16 protein-coding genes and 2 tRNA genes are annotated in these 15,912 nt (G+C 56.9%); 6 read left to right on the top strand and 12 right to left on the bottom strand.

Going from position 1 to position 15,912, the window contains the following annotated elements; translation table 11 throughout:
* Positions 1-84: 84 nt before the first annotated feature.
* Positions 85-1,059 carry a hypothetical protein gene (locus tag MJA45_RS07815; RefSeq protein ID WP_315606705.1) on the bottom strand — a complete coding sequence of 325 codons (975 nt, stop codon included), beginning with the start codon at positions 1,057-1,059 and terminating at the stop codon, positions 85-87.
* Positions 1,060-1,127: 68 nt separating this feature from the next.
* Between MJA45_RS07815 and MJA45_RS07810 the strand changes: the two genes are divergently transcribed.
* The 3 genes from MJA45_RS07810 (at position 1,128) to asnB (ending at position 3,341) form a co-directional block, all read left to right on the top strand.
* A tRNA-Gly gene (locus MJA45_RS07810) sits at positions 1,128-1,201 on the top strand.
* A 23-nt stretch (positions 1,202-1,224) separates the two neighbouring features.
* Positions 1,225-1,301, top strand: a tRNA-Arg gene (locus MJA45_RS07805).
* Between the two features lie 195 nt (positions 1,302-1,496).
* Positions 1,497-3,341, top strand: a complete 1,845-nt coding sequence (gene asnB / locus MJA45_RS07800; RefSeq protein WP_315606704.1) for an asparagine synthase (glutamine-hydrolyzing) — start codon at positions 1,497-1,499, stop codon at positions 3,339-3,341.
* A 111-nt stretch (positions 3,342-3,452) separates the two neighbouring features.
* On the opposite strand, the gene MJA45_RS07795 is transcribed toward asnB, so the two are convergent.
* The 3 genes from MJA45_RS07795 to MJA45_RS07785 all read right to left on the bottom strand — a co-directional run bounded on the left by MJA45_RS07795 (position 3,453) and on the right by MJA45_RS07785 (position 6,207).
* Complete coding sequence (locus MJA45_RS07795) at positions 3,453-4,145, bottom strand: non-canonical purine NTP pyrophosphatase (RefSeq protein WP_315606703.1); 693 nt, start codon at positions 4,143-4,145, stop codon at positions 3,453-3,455.
* A 6-nt stretch (positions 4,146-4,151) separates the two neighbouring features.
* Positions 4,152-4,889 carry a ribonuclease PH gene (rph, locus tag MJA45_RS07790; RefSeq protein WP_315606702.1) on the bottom strand — a complete coding sequence of 246 codons (738 nt, stop codon included), beginning with the start codon at positions 4,887-4,889 and terminating at the stop codon, positions 4,152-4,154.
* A gap of 256 nt (positions 4,890-5,145) precedes the next feature.
* A complete protein-coding gene (locus tag MJA45_RS07785) occupies positions 5,146-6,207 on the bottom strand; it encodes a GerMN domain-containing protein (RefSeq protein WP_315606701.1) in 1,062 nt (353 codons plus the stop codon).
* Between the two features lie 127 nt (positions 6,208-6,334).
* Here MJA45_RS07785 and MJA45_RS07780 point away from each other — a divergent pair, with 127 nt between their 5' ends.
* Entirely contained in the window at positions 6,335-6,856 is a 522-nt protein-coding gene (locus MJA45_RS07780; RefSeq protein ID WP_315607960.1) for a phosphatidylglycerophosphatase A family protein, read from the top strand.
* Positions 6,857-6,880: 24 nt separating this feature from the next.
* Here MJA45_RS07780 and MJA45_RS07775 read toward each other — a convergent pair whose 3' ends face one another.
* A complete protein-coding gene (locus tag MJA45_RS07775; RefSeq protein ID WP_315606700.1) occupies positions 6,881-7,852 on the bottom strand; it encodes an MBL fold metallo-hydrolase in 972 nt (323 codons plus the stop codon).
* Positions 7,849-8,595 (bottom strand): class I SAM-dependent methyltransferase, encoded by a 747-nt coding sequence (locus MJA45_RS07770; protein ID WP_315606699.1) that lies wholly within the window; start codon positions 8,593-8,595, stop codon positions 7,849-7,851. The genes MJA45_RS07775 and MJA45_RS07770 overlap by 4 nt, the downstream gene beginning before the upstream one ends.
* 183 nt (positions 8,596-8,778) lie before the next feature.
* Here MJA45_RS07770 and MJA45_RS07765 point away from each other — a divergent pair, with 183 nt between their 5' ends.
* A complete protein-coding gene (locus MJA45_RS07765; protein ID WP_315606698.1) occupies positions 8,779-10,569 on the top strand; it encodes an alpha-glycosidase in 1,791 nt (596 codons plus the stop codon).
* A 118-nt stretch (positions 10,570-10,687) separates the two neighbouring features.
* Here MJA45_RS07765 and MJA45_RS07760 read toward each other — a convergent pair whose 3' ends face one another.
* Genes MJA45_RS07760 through MJA45_RS07750 form a run of 3 tightly spaced genes read right to left on the bottom strand, consistent with a single transcriptional unit; the run spans position 10,688 to position 13,161 of the window.
* Positions 10,688-11,590 (bottom strand): fumarylacetoacetate hydrolase family protein, encoded by a 903-nt coding sequence (locus MJA45_RS07760; protein WP_315606697.1) that lies wholly within the window; start codon positions 11,588-11,590, stop codon positions 10,688-10,690.
* A 27-nt stretch (positions 11,591-11,617) separates the two neighbouring features.
* The gene (locus MJA45_RS07755) at positions 11,618-12,391 is read right to left on the bottom strand and encodes an SDR family NAD(P)-dependent oxidoreductase (protein ID WP_315606696.1); all 774 of its coding nucleotides are present in this window, start codon (positions 12,389-12,391) and stop codon (positions 11,618-11,620) included.
* On the bottom strand, positions 12,364-13,161 hold the full coding sequence (locus MJA45_RS07750) for an IclR family transcriptional regulator (RefSeq protein WP_315606695.1): 798 nt from the start codon (positions 13,159-13,161) through the stop codon (positions 12,364-12,366). Before MJA45_RS07750 ends, MJA45_RS07755 begins: the two co-directional genes overlap by 28 nt.
* A gap of 252 nt (positions 13,162-13,413) precedes the next feature.
* Between MJA45_RS07750 and MJA45_RS07745 the strand changes: the two genes are divergently transcribed.
* Entirely contained in the window at positions 13,414-13,638 is a 225-nt protein-coding gene (locus tag MJA45_RS07745; RefSeq protein ID WP_315607959.1) for a helix-turn-helix domain-containing protein, read from the top strand.
* Between the two features lie 163 nt (positions 13,639-13,801).
* Here MJA45_RS07745 and MJA45_RS07740 read toward each other — a convergent pair whose 3' ends face one another.
* From MJA45_RS07740 to MJA45_RS07730, 3 genes are all read right to left on the bottom strand, one after another.
* Positions 13,802-14,485 carry a YhcN/YlaJ family sporulation lipoprotein gene (locus MJA45_RS07740; protein WP_315606694.1) on the bottom strand — a complete coding sequence of 228 codons (684 nt, stop codon included), beginning with the start codon at positions 14,483-14,485 and terminating at the stop codon, positions 13,802-13,804.
* 102 nt (positions 14,486-14,587) lie between these two features.
* Positions 14,588-15,082 (bottom strand): DUF3995 domain-containing protein, encoded by a 495-nt coding sequence (locus tag MJA45_RS07735; RefSeq protein ID WP_407083149.1) that lies wholly within the window; start codon positions 15,080-15,082, stop codon positions 14,588-14,590.
* 127 nt (positions 15,083-15,209) lie between these two features.
* Entirely contained in the window at positions 15,210-15,875 is a 666-nt protein-coding gene (locus tag MJA45_RS07730; RefSeq protein WP_315606693.1) for a response regulator, read from the bottom strand.
* Positions 15,876-15,912: the final 37 nt, after the last annotated feature.

The raw sequence follows: 15,912 nt of genomic DNA, 5'->3' as shown, positions 1-15,912 counted from the left end.
CTGACTTTTAACACGCAGCCTTTATAACCATTCCATTATAATCATAAAACCTTTTCATTTCAAGGCATTCGGAGAACTAGTCCCTCAGACCGGTTTAACCGAGCGCATAAAGTTCTGCATGACCTCGTAGGCCTGCTTCCAATGGTCTTTGTTCTCGGACGTAATGCCGTACATCTCCCGGATTTCCTCCACGTCCGCTCCCCCCTGCATGGACTCTTGGATAACGGCGTGCAGAGCCGCCGCCCATACATCCATCTCGTCCTGGCTCCGGGAAAGGAGGCTGTCGTACGCGGGCGAGCCGTAGATGAAGGCCAGGAAATCGGCCCATGTATGCTCGGCAAAATAGGACAGCGTCGGCTCCTTGACCTCGCTGATCTGCTGCACCCTCCCGATGATCTCCGAAAATTTGGGTGGAAAGTCCGCGAGCGACAGCGGCGTATCCTCGATATCCAGCTGCTGGATCTTCCCCTGCCGGCTGAACGTGACCGGCCCCTCCGCCCCTCTCCGTTTAAGAGCTTGAAGCCCCTTGAACAGAACGATCGGATGAAGCTTAGCCGTCCGGAGCCACTGGATGAGCGCGGCGTTGATACCGGGATGCTCCGCATAGGTCAGCTGCTCCAGGGCAAGAAGCATCTTCTCGACGGAGGTGCCGCTGAACAGGCTCTGAAGCAGCCGGTCGACATACCGGCTGTCGGCTTCGGCTTTATCTTTCACCGCGCGGCTCAGCATGTCGGTTTCCGATTCCTCCGGCTCCTCCCCGGCGGAATCCCCCGTTTCCTCGGGACGCATCGTCTCCAGCCAGCCGAGTAGCGCCGCCCATTCCTCATCGGCCCGGGGATCCCCGCTTTCGCACTGCAGAAGAAACCTTAGCAGGTTCATTGCTTCTCCGTACCGCTCGGTTTCGAGCATCCGGGTCAGTTCAATCTGGTAGAAATCTATCGTTTTGGGAAAAAGGATAACATTATCCTTGTTAGGCTGTTCGATGGTGTTCCGCTCCCTTCCAAATCCTCCTACCCCGATGGTATCCGTTTGCCGGCCAAAAAGCAAAATCCGCGCCAAACCGCCAAAAAATAGCGGTTGCTTTTCCGATTTTCCTATGCTATTATTACTCATGTTTCGCGGAAAACGCGGGTGTAGTTCAATGGTAGAACGCCAGCTTCCCAAGCTTGAGGCGAGGGTTCGATTCCCTTCACCCGCTCCACTATTCTATTCCGTGTCTATCCTGTCCTAGTAGCTCAGTTGGATAGAGCACACGCCTTCTAAGCGTGTTGTCGGGGGTTCGAATCCCTCCTGGGACGCCATTTCTTACATAGCAAACCGCCCTCTCGGGCGGTTTTTTTTATTGTGTCCAAGCCTATCCTTTTCCCCCCGATCCCGCCGCCCGTCCCGCCGCGGACAGACATGATCCGCTATCGTTCCGCATATCGTTTAGCAGTAAGCGATGGTGTCGAAAGTGAACACGTCATCGAGAGTTCGTATCGAAAGGGATGAAACCTATGTGCGGAATTACAGGCTGGCTGGACTGGCAAAAGGATTTAACCCTTCACCCCACCACCCTTGAAAACATGACCGAAACGATGGCGGCCCGGGGTCCTGATGCTTCGGGCACCTGGATCTCCCGGCACTGCGCCCTCGGCCACCGGAGACTGAGTGTCATCGATCCGGAGAACGGCGCCCAGCCGATGACCCGATACCACGGCGATCATTCCTTCACCATCGTATACAACGGCGAGCTGTATAACGCCCCGGATCTGCGCAGGGAGCTCGAAACGCGGGGCCACCGCTTCCGGACCAACTGCGACACCGAGGTTCTTCTGCTGGCCTTTGTCGAATGGGGGAAGGCCTGCCTAGACCGGCTGAACGGCATATTTGCTTTCGCGGTATGGAGCGATGAGAACCAGGAGCTCTTCCTGGCTAGAGACCGGCTTGGCGTCAAGCCTCTTTTTTATTCCGACCTGGGCTCCGTGTTTCTGTTCGGCTCCGAGCCTAAAGCGATTATCGCCCACCCGGACTTCCCCGCCGAAGTGGATGCGGAAGGGCTGGCGGAGGTATTCGCGCTCGGTCCCGCCCGGACGCCGGGCGTCGGTGTATACAAGCGCCTGTCGGAGCTGAAGGCGGGCCACTGCATGACGGTTGGCGCGAACGGGGTTCGCACGGCCGCTTATTGGCGTCTTGTCAGCCGGCCGCACCTCGACAACGTAGACCAGACCGCCGAAACGATTCATTTCCTGCTGAAGGACACGGTCGAACGGCAGCTCGTGTCGGATGTGCCGGTCTGCACCCTTCTGTCCGGCGGCCTGGACTCCAGCGCCCTGACCTCGCTTGCCGCCCTGTATTACCAGGGGACCGGACAGGGAGTGGTCCCCACCTTCTCCGTGGATTACGCGGACAACGACAAGCACTTCAAAGCGAACGCCTTCCAGCCCAACTCCGACGCCCCCTGGATCCGCCGGATGACCGAGCATTTGGGGACGGAGCATCATTGGGTCGAATTCGATACGCCCGAGCTCGTCGCCGCTCTGAAGAATGCGGTCCGGGCAAGGGACCTTCCCGGCATGGCCGACGTGGACGCTTCCCTGCTCCTCTTCTGCCGGGAAATCAAGAAACACGCCACCGTGGCGGTTTCGGGCGAGGCGGCCGACGAAATATTCGGCGGCTACCCTTGGTTTCACCGCGACGAATCGTTGAAGGCGAACACGTTTCCCTGGTCGCTTAAGATGCAGGAGCGCCTCGCCGTCCTGAATCCGGAAATGACGGCTTACATCCGGCCGGAGGCTTACGCCGCGGAGCGGTACCGCCAGGCGCTTGACGAGGTTCCTTACCTCGACGGCGAGAATGACCAGCAGCGGCGCATCCGCGAAATCTCTTACTTGAATGTGACGAGATTCATGCCCACTCTTCTTGACCGCAAGGACCGGATGAGCATGGCGGTCGGCCTGGAGGTCCGGGTCCCCTTCTGCGACCACCGCCTGGTGGAGTACGTGTGGAACATCCCCTGGGAAATCAAGACGGCCGGAGACAGGGAGAAGGGCATTCTCCGCCGCGCGCTGAAGGGAGTGCTGCCGGACGATGTGCTGACCCGCAAAAAAAGCCCGTACCCCAAAACCCACAACCCTTCGTACCTGGCCGCCGTCCGCCGGTGGGTGCTGGAGATTCTGGATGACTCCTCCTCTCCCCTCCTGCCCTTGATCGATGTGCCCCGGATCCGCCAGCTGGCCTCCTCGGAAGAGGCGGATATGAACATCCCCTGGTTCGGCCAGCTGATGAGCGGGCCGCAGCTTTTTGCCTATCTCGGCCAAGTGGACACCTGGCTTCGGGAATATAAGGTCAGCGTCAAATAATCGAAACATCAGCCCAACTCCTAAGCAAAAAGGCCTCCCTCGGGCGGCCGGCCTACATCAGGCCGGCGTCCGTAAGGAGGCCTTTGGTCGTTTCAGGGAAAACAAATAGGATCAGGTCCGCTTCTCCAGCACCTGTACCAGCTCGTGAAGCGCCTGGGCCCGGTGGCTGACCGCGTTCTTCTTCTCCATTGTCATTTCGGCCAAAGTCTGGCGGCTGGCCGGGATGTAGAATAAGGGGTCGTAGCCGAACCCGTTGGAGCCGCGCGGAGCCGGCAGAATGTACCCGCGGCATTCCCCTTCAACGGTGAGTCCCCCCCCGCTCCCAGGGTCGAAGACCGCGAGAACGCAGACAAACCGGGCGGGGCTGTAGACAAGCGGCTGCTCCCTCCCCGGGGCGGCTTCTTGCCCGGACGCCTGGTCCTCCGTCACCGGCAGTGAGTCCCCTCCGCCTATCGGCCGAAGGCCAAAAGGAGCCAGCTCCTTCAGCAGCTTGGCGTTGTTGTCGGCATCGGCGGCATGCTCCCCGGCGTAACGGGCGGAGTAAACGCCCGGAGCCCCGTTCAGCGCATCCACGCATAGGCCGGAATCATCCGCAAGAACGGGAATCCGGAGAAGCTCCGCTATCGTGCGGGCCTTCAGCATCGCATTCTCGGCGAAGGTCGTTCCTGTCTCTTCCACTTCGGGCAGCTCCGGATGATCCAGCAGCGAGCCGACCGCAACGCCGAACGGCTCCAGCAGGCGGCTGAATTCCTTCGCTTTGCCGGCGTTGCGGGTGGCAACAATGATCCGCTCGTTCAGCTTCATATGAGACTAGCCCCCAATCTTGCCGGCGATGGGACCGAGCGCCTCTTTCTGCACCTCGATCATCGACAGAATCCCCGCTTCGGCGGAAGCAAGGAGGGAGTTCAGCTCTTCCCGGCTGAACGGCGATTCTTCGCCTGTGCCCTGCACCTCAACGAATTTACCGCTTCCGGTCATCACCACGTTCATGTCCACCTTGGCTTTCGAATCCTCTTCGTAAGCAAGATCCAGGTAGGTCTCTTCATTAACTATGCCTACGCTCACCGACGCCAGGAAATCCGTTATGGGAAACTTGGGCAGGTTCTTCGTTTCGGAAATTTTATGGATCGCCATGGCCATCGCGACGAACGCTCCCGTAATGGAAGTGGTGCGGGTCCCCCCGTCTGCCTGTATGACATCGCAGTCGAGGGTAATCGTCCGCTCTCCAAGCCTCTCCAGGCTGACGACCGAACGCAGCGCCCGGCCGATCAGGCGCTGGATCTCCATGGTCCGCCCTCCCAGCTTGCCCTTGGCGGCTTCCCGCTGGTTGCGCGTTTGGGTGGCGCGCGGCAGCATGGAATATTCTGCGGTCACCCAGCCCCGCCCCTGCCCTTTCATGAACGGCGGAACGCGTTCTTCTACCGACGCGGTGCAGATCACCTTCGTTTCTCCTACCTCGATAAGGACCGAGCCCTCGGCATGCTTAATGTAATTCGTTGTAATCCGGACGGGACGCGTCTCGTTGTTCTGTCTTCCGTCTATTCTCATTCGATATCCTCCTGGAACGGCTGCAGCCTCTAGTGCTTGGAATTGGCGATTCTTCTATAGGGTAAACCAAAACTCTATATAGTTTAGCAGAGCCGGAAGGGAAAAGCATCCTCCCTTCTGCTCATCCCTTCCTTTGTTGGGACGCGTTTAGCGGAAGGGGGCCGGAAATGAATTCCCGGCCCCCACGGACTGCCCTATTATGCGGAAGACGTCAAACGTTTATTCCGCCGCCCACTTATAAGCGGAATAGGTTGCCCTATAGCTTAAGGGGATTGATATGGGTCGGACGCATGACCGGCTGGCTGTTCGTCTTGTTATCCGTCGTGCTCACCTTGGCATCTCCGTTGACCGTAATCTGGACCTTGGAGGCTTTCGTGTTCTCCGTCAGGGAGAGAACGACGGCCTGAACGGCATCGGCCGAAGCCTTTTTATCCTTGTCGAGGAATTTGCTGCTGAAATCAACCGTAACCGTGCTGTTGTCATCGGATTGCTTAAGCTGGAGCACCTCGGTGCCGAGTGTCATGACCGCTTCGAGGCCTTTGTTGGCAAGCGGGCCCTTGATCAGCTCATCCACGGCGGCCTTGGCCACCTGATCCGTCCGCTTCACCATCCGGGTTACCGGCACATAGTAGCCGTAATGGTCGGCGGTATGGCTTTGGAAATACAGCGTGACGGGTACGGACTGTCCCGGATTCACCCCCGGAGCGATTTCCAGGTTAATCCCCATAGCACGCGACAGCGTCCCGTCCAGAGGAGTAGCTCCCATAGGCATCTCCGGCAGCTTTTTGCCTTCTACCCGAAGCTCCACCTGCTCGATGGAAGGAAACCCGGTCAGCGCCCACGTGACCGCTTCGATCATTTTGCGTTCATCCTGCACGTTGTAGTTGGTGAATTCCTTGCTGAAATCGACGACGGCGAGCTTGCTCTCCGTCTTGATGTCGAGGCTTTTCACCTTGGTTCCTTTCGGCAGCAGGGCGGTAAAGCCTTTGGGGAGCTGGGCCTTCGGAAGGCCGTCCTCCACCATGGACTCCAGCGTTTTCTTGGCTATACCTTCCGTCGAGGCGACCGGCAGGCTGAGCGGGGAAACAAACCCCTTGTCATCCTTGAAATAAAGGGTGACCTGGGTCGACTGGGCGTTCTGGGAGGCGTTGTTCTTCTGGGCATCCTTAATGACCGTCTGCAGCATGGTCTCGGTATCCTCGCGGGGAGGGTCGATGGATTGCTTTGCGCTATCCTTGCCGAGCAAGGAACAGCCGGAGGTCAGCATGACGACGAGCGAGGCGGCCACGAGCAGGCGAACGGGTTTGGCGGGCTGCATGGATAATCCCCCTTTGGGTAGCTTGTTTACTCTATGTATACGAGCCTCCATGCATTTTATAACCGCATTTTGTCCACAATGAAGGTGTTGTCTTATCCGTGCGATTTATCGATAGAAAGGGGACCGTCTGGTGACGTACAGCCTGAACAGCGAAGCCGTGGAAAAGGCCATGAACGAATGGCTGACGAAGCGCGGGGTAAGACGGGAGGATATTGCGGAGCTCGTCTACTTGGCCCAGCAGGAATATTACCCGGTTCTGACCATGGACGAATGCCGGGAAAGCGTGGACAGGGTACTCGCTAAGCGGGAGGTGCACAATGCCATCCTGACGGGAATCCAGCTTGACATCCTGGCGGAGGAAGGAAAGCTGCTCTCCCCTCTCCAGGAAATGATCGAGAACGACGAGAAGCTGTATGGCTGCGATGAAATTCTGGCTCTGTCGATCGTGAACGTCTACGGAAGCATCGGATTTACGAATTTCGGGTTTCTCGACAAAACGAAGCCCGGAATCGTAGACCGCCTTAACCGCAAGGGCGGCCCTATGCTGCATACCTTTCTCGATGATATTGTGAGCGCCATCGCCGCCTCGGCCTGCAGCCGCCTTGCCCACCGCAAACAAGCCCATGCGGAGGAGCATGAGCTGGTCTAGCCGGCAGGCCAGGGTATGCGTTTCTTATCCGTGGTGCCGATAAAGGATACCGCTCGCCGTTTCTTCCTCCTTCACCCTTCCGTCGGCCGCCAGGAAGAAGAGGTGGGCCAAGGTTTCCGCCATCGCAAACCGAAGCTGGTGAATGGACAGCCTGCTGCCGAAAAAGGCGATGCATAGTTCATAGGCCGTCAGGGGCTCTCCCGTCAGGGCGCCTGCCATGCGGTCGAGTCTCTCCTCGTGATGAACGACGAGGTCCAGCGCGCGCCGGGAAAACCCCGTAAAAGGCTCCCGGTGGCCCGGATAAGCTTTCTCGACCTCGAACCCGCTTACCCGGCGCAGATCCTTAAGATAGGTGGCGAGCGGGTTCTCGTCGATGCCTGGAATGTAGCTGACGTTAGGGGAAATTTGCGGGATAACGTGATCCCCGCAGATCATGGCTAGCGTTTCCGGATCGTAGAACGAAAGATGGCCGGACGCATGCCCTCCGGTCTCGATTATATCCCAGTCCCGGCCCCCCATCCGGAGCCGCTCTCCTTCTTCGAGAACCGTCACGTCAGGCTGGGGGCTGATCTGGGGAAGGAAACCCTCCATATGAACGGTCAGCTCGTTAAGAAGCTCTTCCGGCATTCCGTGACGTGCGAACAGGTCCCTGATCGCGGCCGTTAACGGCTCGCCTCTTCCCCACAGCAGACGAGCCTGCCGAAGGCCTTCGGGCGATAGGCGGACAGGCGCCCCTGTCCGTTCCTGGAACCAACCGGCCAACCCGTAATGATCCGGGTGATGATGGGTAAGGACTATGGAGGAGATGTCGGAGAAGCCCAGCCCCGCTTCCCGAAGCTCCTTCTCCCAAAGCTCCTCGGAAGCGGGCGTATGAAGCCCCGGGTCGATAACGGTTACCCCGTCGTCGCCCGCGAGCAGATAGCTGTTCACCCAGCGGAGAGGAAACGGAAGCGGGACTTTGACTTGATGGATGGTTCCCTTGACAAGTGTTTTCATGAGGAAGAGGATTCCTTTCTGGAGCCGACAAGGATAATTCTCGGCGATTCGTTCTCGTGATAAGGTTCTCCGTTGTAGCCGCCGTATATGCAGTCCAAGCGGAGCCCGGACTTCCCGGCGAAGGCCCGAAAATCCTTCAGCCGGTACAGCTTGACTTGCTCGGTGTAATGCCGGGGAGGCTTGCCGGTCTCCTCCAGCGTGATCATTTTGCGGACGAAGCCGTTCTCGATGATCCGGTTTTCCCGGATGGTGACGGCCCCTTCCGTTCTTACGGACTCCGGTACGAGATGCCGGGCTACATGGTCCGGATTGAGGAAATCGACAATGAACCGGCCTCCCGGCTCCAGCAGCCGGTGAATTTCGTGAAAAACCGCCTCATTTTGCTCATCGTTATCAAAATAACCGAACGAAGTAAATAAGTTCACGACCGCGTGATAAGGGCCTTCGAGCGGGACTTGCCTCATGTCCCCCTCAACCCACGTAATCTTCCGTCCGGTGTCGCGGCGCCGTGCTTCCTGGAGCAGGACGCTCGAAAGATCCATTCCGGTCACCCGGAAGCCGCATTCGGCCAGGGCCAGGGAATGCCTTCCCATTCCGCAGCACAGATCCAGCACACGCGAGCCTTTCGCCAGCTGAAGCCAGCGGATCATGTTATGGACTTCTACCTTGGCTCCTTTGGCATCCCGGTGTTTATAGACGAGCAAGTAGTCCTCGCCGAAGCTTTCTTCATACCAATCCGTCATCTCGGCTCCCCCTGCCTATTCATCCTTATCGCTTCTGCATCTTCTTCCAATTTAGTAGGTTAATGCCCCGAATGCAACTTTTGCCTGCGGTTTGCGGCGGCACCGGCCTTCTTTGTTTCTAGCTTGCTTGCTTGGTGTAAGAATGGAAGTAGATCATTTTGGTGTCTGAGGAGCTGACGATTCATGCATTTGGAAGCCTTTCATCACGGGCCGCGCAACAATTGGGCCTATGCGTACGACAACGAAACCCTCCACCTTCGTTTCCGCACCAAGCGGGACGATGTGGAAGCCGTCTATGCCGTAACCGGGGATAAATACGATTGGAACCGTACGGCTGCGACACTCTCCATGGACAAAACGGCTTCTGATGCCATCTTTGATTACTGGGAGGTTGCCGTAAAGCCTGCCTTCCGCAGGCTGACTTACGGCTTTAAGATAACCGCGGGCAGCGAAACGCTGTGGCTGATCGAAACCGGCATCTTCAACAGCGAGCCCCACCCGCCCGGCGGGTATTTCGAATATCCTTATCTGCATGAGATCGACGTGTTCAATCCTCCGGAATGGGCCAAGGATGCGGTTTTCTACCAAATCTTCACCGAGCGCTTCTGCAACGGGGATCCCGCCAACGATCCGGAGGGAACCGAGCCTTGGGGCGGCCAGCCGACCACCACGAACTCCTTCGGAGGAGATCTTCAAGGGGTCATGGACAAGCTGGATTACTTGGTGGACCTGGGCGTCAACGCCATCTACTTCACCCCCATCTTCGAGTCCCCGAGCAACCATAAATACGATACGATTGATTACAAGAAGGTAGACCCTCATTTCGGAACGAATGAGCTGTTGAAGGAGCTTGTGGAGAAATGCCACGAGAAAGGCTTGAAGGTCATGCTCGACGCGGTGTTCAACCACAGCGGCTCCCAGTTCCCCCCATTCGTCGATGTGAAGGAAAAGGGAAAGGATTCCCGTTATGCGGACTGGTTCCATATTAACGAGTTCCCGCTCGCCGTTCATGACGGCATCCCGACTTACGATACCTTCGGCTTCTTCGGGGACATGCCCAAGTTCAACACGGCAAACCCTGAAGTGAAGGAATATCTTCTCGATATCGCCCGTTACTGGATCGAAGAGATCAAGCTGGACGGCTGGAGGCTGGACGTGGCCAACGAGGTCGATCACCACTTCTGGCGGGAATTCCGCAGCGTGGTCAAGAAAGCCAATCCGGAAGCTTACATAGTGGGAGAGGTATGGAACGACTCGATTGTGTGGCTGCTCGGCGACCAGTTCGATTCGGTCATGAACTATCCCTTCTCCAACAAAATTCTGGAATTCTTCTCCCAGGACCATATGGACGGCTACTCGTTTGCGAACAGCATGGGTTCTCTTCTGATGCGCTATCCGCAGCAGGCGAATGAAGTGGTCTTCAACCTTCTCTGCAGCCACGATACGCCCCGGGCCCTGACCATTTGCGGCGGGGATAAACGGCGCTTAAAGCTGGCCGTTGTCTTTCTCCTTACCTACATGGGGACCCCCTGCATCTTCTACGGCGATGAAATCGGACTGGAAGGAGGGGGCGATCCCGACTGCCGCAAGTGCATGGAGTGGGACCCGCAGAAGCAGGACAACGAGCTGTACGACTTCTACAAAATTCTGATCTCCCTGCGCAAAAAGAACCGCGCCCTGCGTTCCGGCCATTTCCGCTTCCTGCAAGCCGACTCCAATGACCGCCGGATCATTTACGAGCGGATGGACCATCATCTGCATTTCATGATCTACATGAACAACCAGGAGGAGATTACCACCATGACCCATCCGTGCGAAACGGATGACTGGCGGGACGCTCTATCGGGAGAACATGTGCCGACCCAGGACGGGCAAATGGTGATCGAGCTCGAGGAGTTCGGCTACCGGATCTTGTACCGCTACCTGGATAAGGAGAACAAGCCCGAGCTCCCCGAGACGCGGATCAAGCTTTAGTTTCCTTGTGGCAAGCACGGCGGATAAAAAAACAGGCCCCCTCTACAACTAGAGACGGGCCTGTTTCATTTGGAAAATGATATCGGGATAAGTCCATTCCGCTGGAAAGGGAAGCCGGTTACGCCTGCTCGGCTACCATCCGGTTCGTCAGCGACCCGAGCTTCTCAATCTCGATCGTCACCACGTCCCCGTCCTTCAGGTAAACGCGCTCTTCCTTCGGAAGACCGAGCACCACGCCCTCCGGCGTTCCCGTCAGAATAATGTCGCCCGGTACGAGCGTCATGTGCTGGGAAATGTAGCTGACGATTTCGTCACAGGCGAAGATCATATCCGACGTATTGGAATTCTGCCGGACTTCGCCGTTGACGGTACATTTGATGCTAAGTTGGTTAGGATTGCCGACTTCATCGGCCGTGACCAGGTAAGGCCCGAGCGGGCTGAAGCCGTCGCAGGATTTGCCGAGCAGCCATTGGGCGGTACGCATCTGAAGATCGCGGGCCGACAGATCATTCACGTTGCAATAACCGAAGACATGATCGAGAGCGTTCTCTCGGGAAACATACTTCGCGGTGCGTCCGATGACGATGACGAGCTCGGCTTCATAATCGACCTCCTGCGTGACCTTCGGAAGGGCGATGTCTTCCCCCTGAGCCGCCAGGGTATTGTTAAACTTGTTGAACAGAATCGGGTATTGAGGGATAGGGGCGTTGGTTTCTTCCGCATGCCGGCGATAGTTGAGGCCCACGCATATGATTTTGTTAGGACGGGTTACGCAAGGACCCAGCTTCAGCCCCTCCTCCGGCAGCAGACAGGCTTTCTGAAGCGAGCTGTCCCCGAGCACCCGATCCGTTAAAGCTTGAAGACGGTTCACGGCATCGCGGCCCTGTTCGATGGCTTCATGAACATCAAGCACCGCATTTTCCCCTGCAAGCTCCGCTGCTTTGGCCACATGCACGATCCCCTGCTCCGTATGTACCCCCAGCTGATACTCTCCGTTATGGACAAAGGTTACCAATTTCATTTCCCATTTCCTCCTCCGTTGGATAGGCTAAGCGTTCTTGCCGAAAACGACGCCCCCGTCAATATAAAGCGGCGATCCCATCATAAACTTGGACTCCTCCGACGCCAGGAACAGAGCCGCCTGGGCCACATCCTCCGGACGGCCCAGGTCTCCGCTCAGCTGGCGGGTCTTAAGAGAGCGGTAAGCCTCTTCCGGATCGTCATAGGATTTCTTCAGGTAGTCCTCTACAAAAGGAGTCAGGATCGTTCCCGGGAGCAGAGCGTTGACTCTGATTCCATAAGAAGCGTAATCCACCTGCATGGATTTGGTCAAGGCCAAAACGGCGCCTTTGGTTGCGGCGTAGGACGCCCGGCGGGCCAGTCCGATTTCGGCTATACAGGAAGACATGTTAATGATGGAGCCGGACCGGCGTTCCATCATATGAGGCAGGACGTATTTCGAAGGGAGGAAGACCCCTTTGATGTTGATGGCCATGATGCGGTCCCATACGTCCTCCTCCAGCTCGTGTAGAGCCCCGACGCCGCTTATTCCGGCGTTGTTGAAGAGCACGTCGATCTTTCCCGTGCGGGATACAATTTCGTCCGTCATGGCCTTCACTTCCTCGGGCTTCGTTACATCCGCCCGAACGAAGAAAGACTCTCCTCCGGCCGCCCGGATCTCAGCCGAGGTTTCTTCTCCTTTGGCCGCATCCAGGTCGTTAATGACGACCAATGCTCCTTCTTCCGCAAAACGCAGAGCGGAGCTCTTGCCAATCCCCGAACCGGAGCCGGTAATCAGCGCCACCTTACCTTGTAAACGCATACATCATTCCTCCAAACATAGTTTGATTGGGATAAACGCTCGGCAAGCCCAGCGATCTCTCCGATGACCAGGTCCCTCTTCTCCTGCCATACATGCTCCGGCATGGAGCTGCTGACGGCGGCGGCCACTATCCCGCCCATGCCGAACACGGGGGCGGCGCAGCAGATGAAGCCCATTACGCATTCCTGCGTATCCAGCGAATAGCGCTGGGAACGGACCGTCTCCAGCTGCTCGGCCAATTGGGAATGAGACGTGACCGTATAGGGAGTAAGCGCCTCCAGCCGGGGATGGCTTTCCCGGTAACGGTCCAGCTCACCAGACTCCGCGAAGGCCAGCAGGCATTTGCCGAGGGCGGTCGCATGGGCCGGGAATCTCATTCCGGGATTGGAAGCGAGCTGGACGGGCGTGGGAGCCTCCTCCTTCGCCAGATACAGAACTTCATATCCGTCCAGCTTGGCCAGCTGGATCGTCTCTCCGATCCGCTGCTTTGTTTCCTTCGCTTCCAGATGAAACCGGTTCATAAGGCTGTTGCTGCGGTAATAGGACTGGCCCAACAGACCGAGCTTCATGCCTATGGAATAAGTGGCGTCGCCGCTGCGTTCCAGCCACCCCAGCCCCTCCATCGTATGGAGCAGCGAAAACACGGAGCTTTTGTGAATCTGAAGCCGCTTCGAAAGATCGGCCTGCTTCAGCCGGAACGGCTCCTCGGCCACCAGCTGGAGAATGGCATGGGCTTTGTCCAGCGCGGGAACACGATATTTGGTTTCCATGCGGCTTTCCTCATTTTAATCAAAATGGTCTTATTAGGTTTTCTATACAAAACCAGGTTTTCTATAGCAACTGCCCTCATCGTACCATTCGTGCCACCCCCTGTCAATGTAGAACGGAGTGGTCCGGGCCTTGCTGCAAGCCTATTTTTAAGGGCCTTTCGCACCAAGGTCCTGCCCTTTTCATACTATACTTTGACTGTATCCCTAAACCTTGTAACCTACACAAATCCCGAGCAAGGAGGGGTGACACTAATAATGGGCAGCGATCACAAAAGCAAGTTCCTGTTAACCCATCGCGAGCGTGAGGTTTTTGAATTGCTTGTGCAGGACAAAACGACCAAGGATATCGCACAACAGCTGTTTATCAGCGAGAAAACCGTGCGGAATCACATTTCGAACGTCATGCAGAAGTTGAATGTCAAAGGCCGTTCGCAAGCGGTTGTAGAGCTGATCAAGCTTGGGGAACTGAAAATCTGAAAGAACAGCAATGCGGTCCTCTGAGCCTTCTTTCCTCTCTGTCCCGGAGATGCGAAAGGGGGTTTTTCTCCGTGCTCCATGAAACTCCGTAACCAACGTCAGATGGCGGCTGAAGCGCGGCTAACGAAAAGAACCGACCGGGTTTCCAGTCGGTTCTTTGGCATCAGGGAGTAACGGAAGCGGACGGAAGCCCTGATCCTGCGGGAAACAGACGCGAGACGATGGTCCCGAACTCGCGGATATAGCCCTCCAGAGGCTTGCCGCTCTTCGTGTGCGCCGGAAACCGGTCGATCCGGTCGATAAAGTCCGGGTGGGCGGAGACGAAGACTTCCTTCAGCCCGGGATCGATCCGGCGGGCGGCCTCCGCCACCTTAGCCTTCAGCTTGCCGGAGACCTCACCCACGTTCGCGCTTTGCCCGGGAACATCCATCACGGTGTCAGGGTAGCCGTATTTGACGATGACGCCGATATACCCCTTTCCGTCGATAACAAGGGCATTGGCTCCGGTCACCTCGTCAAGCGCCGCTACCGCTTCGGCTATTTGGGGTTGAAGAGCAGCCGTAGACGGGGAGCCCGGATCGTTCACGCTCTGGGCCTGCACCTGCCCGCCGCCGCGGCGTGTCCCTTGGACATATTCCTTGCCGGTCCGGGGGTGCACATCCTGGTTCACCCGGGTGCTGTCCCAGGTGGCCCCGTCGGGGTTTTCGCTTTTGATCGACAGGCCCGGACCCGGCGTCATTTTGTGCTTGTTGATATCCGTCGCCCCTATTCCCATCTCCCGGCTGCAGGCCCCAAGCGTAACCAGAGCCAGAAGGAGGGCTGCCGCCGTCATCCCTTGTGTTTTCATATATATCCTCCCGTGTATGTCTTTACAGGTTAGGGTGCGCACTGCCGGGAGGGATTATGCCGCAAGAGGGGCCAAAACCGGCTGTCCTGATTCTTCCTGGCTTTAGGCAAATCGAACCCCCATCAATCCGGTGACCAAACCGATACCAACGCCAAGCAGGCATGCGGCCAGCCAGATTTTTCGACTTCGGGCTTCTTTAAGGAAATACCAGCCTACCAAGCCTAACAATAACCCTTCCACCAGAAACCAGGGTTCAAAAAGTACCAGATCCCACAGCACATAGGTATCCTCCCGGAGGGTAAAGGTTCCCGACTCCAATCCGATCCTCCCGCTCATTTGAAGGATTCGATAAAGGATTCCAAAAATGCCGTGCGAAGCGGACAACGAGCATCCCGCCAAAGCTAGAAAGAGCAGCACATAACGAGTCGCTTTGCCTTTGTTTCCATAGATAAAGGCCAGGCCTATGATCCCGGCAACGGTAAGAAATACGGAGGCAATCCCATTAATCGATTCGAAATAACTCAATTGTAAGATGTCAGGCTTAAGAATGCCCACCCCCCGTGTGCCGCCCATAGCCCAATAAAGGTGGGGAAGCATATAGGCAATGGACCAAATAAAAACGGCGTAACCCGACCAAAGAAGTCCTTTTGTTATCCTTTGAACCTGAACCTGCTCATTCATCGGAACACCTCATCCTATGTTTTTTCGTTGGCGATGCACTGTCCTATCCATCTTGGCGTTTGCGCTGAACGACGCCTTGCTCCCAAGCCAGGACAGCCGCCTGGGTCCGATCCGCCAGCTGCAATTTGCCAAGGATATTGCTGACATGGCCTTTCACCGTTTGCTCGCTGATGCCCAATGCTTGCGCAATAGCCGCATTGGCGTTTCCTTGGGCAATCAGGCGCAGCACTTCAAGCTCACGTTCGGTAAGATCGTTAAAAACGTTCGGAATATCCTTTCGTTCCTCCCGAAGCTCCTGCACTACCCGTGCCGCCACACGAGGATGGAGAAAGGCTTCGCCGACACACGCCTTTCGGATGATATCCGCAAGATCGCCCGACTGGACATTCTTTAACACGTAAGAAAGAGCACCCGCCCGCAAAGCCGGAAAAATATATTCGTCCTCCTGAAAAGAGGTCAGCACGACAATTTGAGAATGGGGACTGCTTTTCTTAACCCGGCGGATCGCTTCAATGCCGCCTATTCCCGGCATCGACAAATCCATCAGGACGACATCGGGCACCCGTTCGGCGGCAAGAGCTTCCGCTTCCTCTCCCGAGGCCGCTTCCCCCACGATGCGTAAATCGGATTGGGTTTCGAGAAAGGAACGAACTCCCTGGCGCACCAGGCTATGATCGTCCACGAGCATAATGTGAATTTCCTTGGTCATCGGTCTATTTCACGCTCCTGTCGCTTCTTGGCTTCTG

The organism is Paenibacillus aurantius (genome assembly GCF_032268605.1).
Classification (GTDB): Bacteria; Bacillota; Bacilli; order Paenibacillales; family NBRC-103111; genus Paenibacillus_AO; species Paenibacillus_AO aurantius.
The sequence above is the reverse complement of the archived record's forward strand: the minus strand, read 5'-3'. Positions and strand labels throughout refer to the sequence as shown.

Bases quoted from the DNA above. Each gene is read 5' to 3' on its own strand.
- asnB (WP_315606704.1), top strand. From the start codon at position 1,497: ATGTGCGGAATTACAGGCTGGCTGGACTGGCAAAAGGATTTAACCCTT.
- MJA45_RS07795 (WP_315606703.1), bottom strand. From the start codon at position 4,145: ATGAAGCTGAACGAGCGGATCATTGTTGCCACCCGCAACGCCGGCAAA.
- rph (WP_315606702.1), bottom strand. From the start codon at position 4,889: ATGAGAATAGACGGAAGACAGAACAACGAGACGCGTCCCGTCCGGATT.
- MJA45_RS07785 (WP_315606701.1), bottom strand. From the start codon at position 6,207: ATGCAGCCCGCCAAACCCGTTCGCCTGCTCGTGGCCGCCTCGCTCGTC.
- MJA45_RS07775 (WP_315606700.1), bottom strand. From the start codon at position 7,852: ATGAAAACACTTGTCAAGGGAACCATCCATCAAGTCAAAGTCCCGCTT.
- MJA45_RS07770 (WP_315606699.1), bottom strand. From the start codon at position 8,595: ATGACGGATTGGTATGAAGAAAGCTTCGGCGAGGACTACTTGCTCGTC.
- MJA45_RS07765 (WP_315606698.1), top strand. From the start codon at position 8,779: ATGCATTTGGAAGCCTTTCATCACGGGCCGCGCAACAATTGGGCCTAT.
- MJA45_RS07760 (WP_315606697.1), bottom strand. From the start codon at position 11,590: ATGAAATTGGTAACCTTTGTCCATAACGGAGAGTATCAGCTGGGGGTA.
- MJA45_RS07755 (WP_315606696.1), bottom strand. From the start codon at position 12,391: ATGCGTTTACAAGGTAAGGTGGCGCTGATTACCGGCTCCGGTTCGGGG.
- MJA45_RS07750 (WP_315606695.1), bottom strand. From the start codon at position 13,161: ATGGAAACCAAATATCGTGTTCCCGCGCTGGACAAAGCCCATGCCATT.
- MJA45_RS07740 (WP_315606694.1), bottom strand. From the start codon at position 14,485: ATGAAAACACAAGGGATGACGGCGGCAGCCCTCCTTCTGGCTCTGGTT.
- MJA45_RS07735 (WP_407083149.1), bottom strand. From the start codon at position 15,082: ATGCTTCCCCACCTTTATTGGGCTATGGGCGGCACACGGGGGGTGGGC.
- MJA45_RS07730 (WP_315606693.1), bottom strand. From the start codon at position 15,875: ATGACCAAGGAAATTCACATTATGCTCGTGGACGATCATAGCCTGGTG.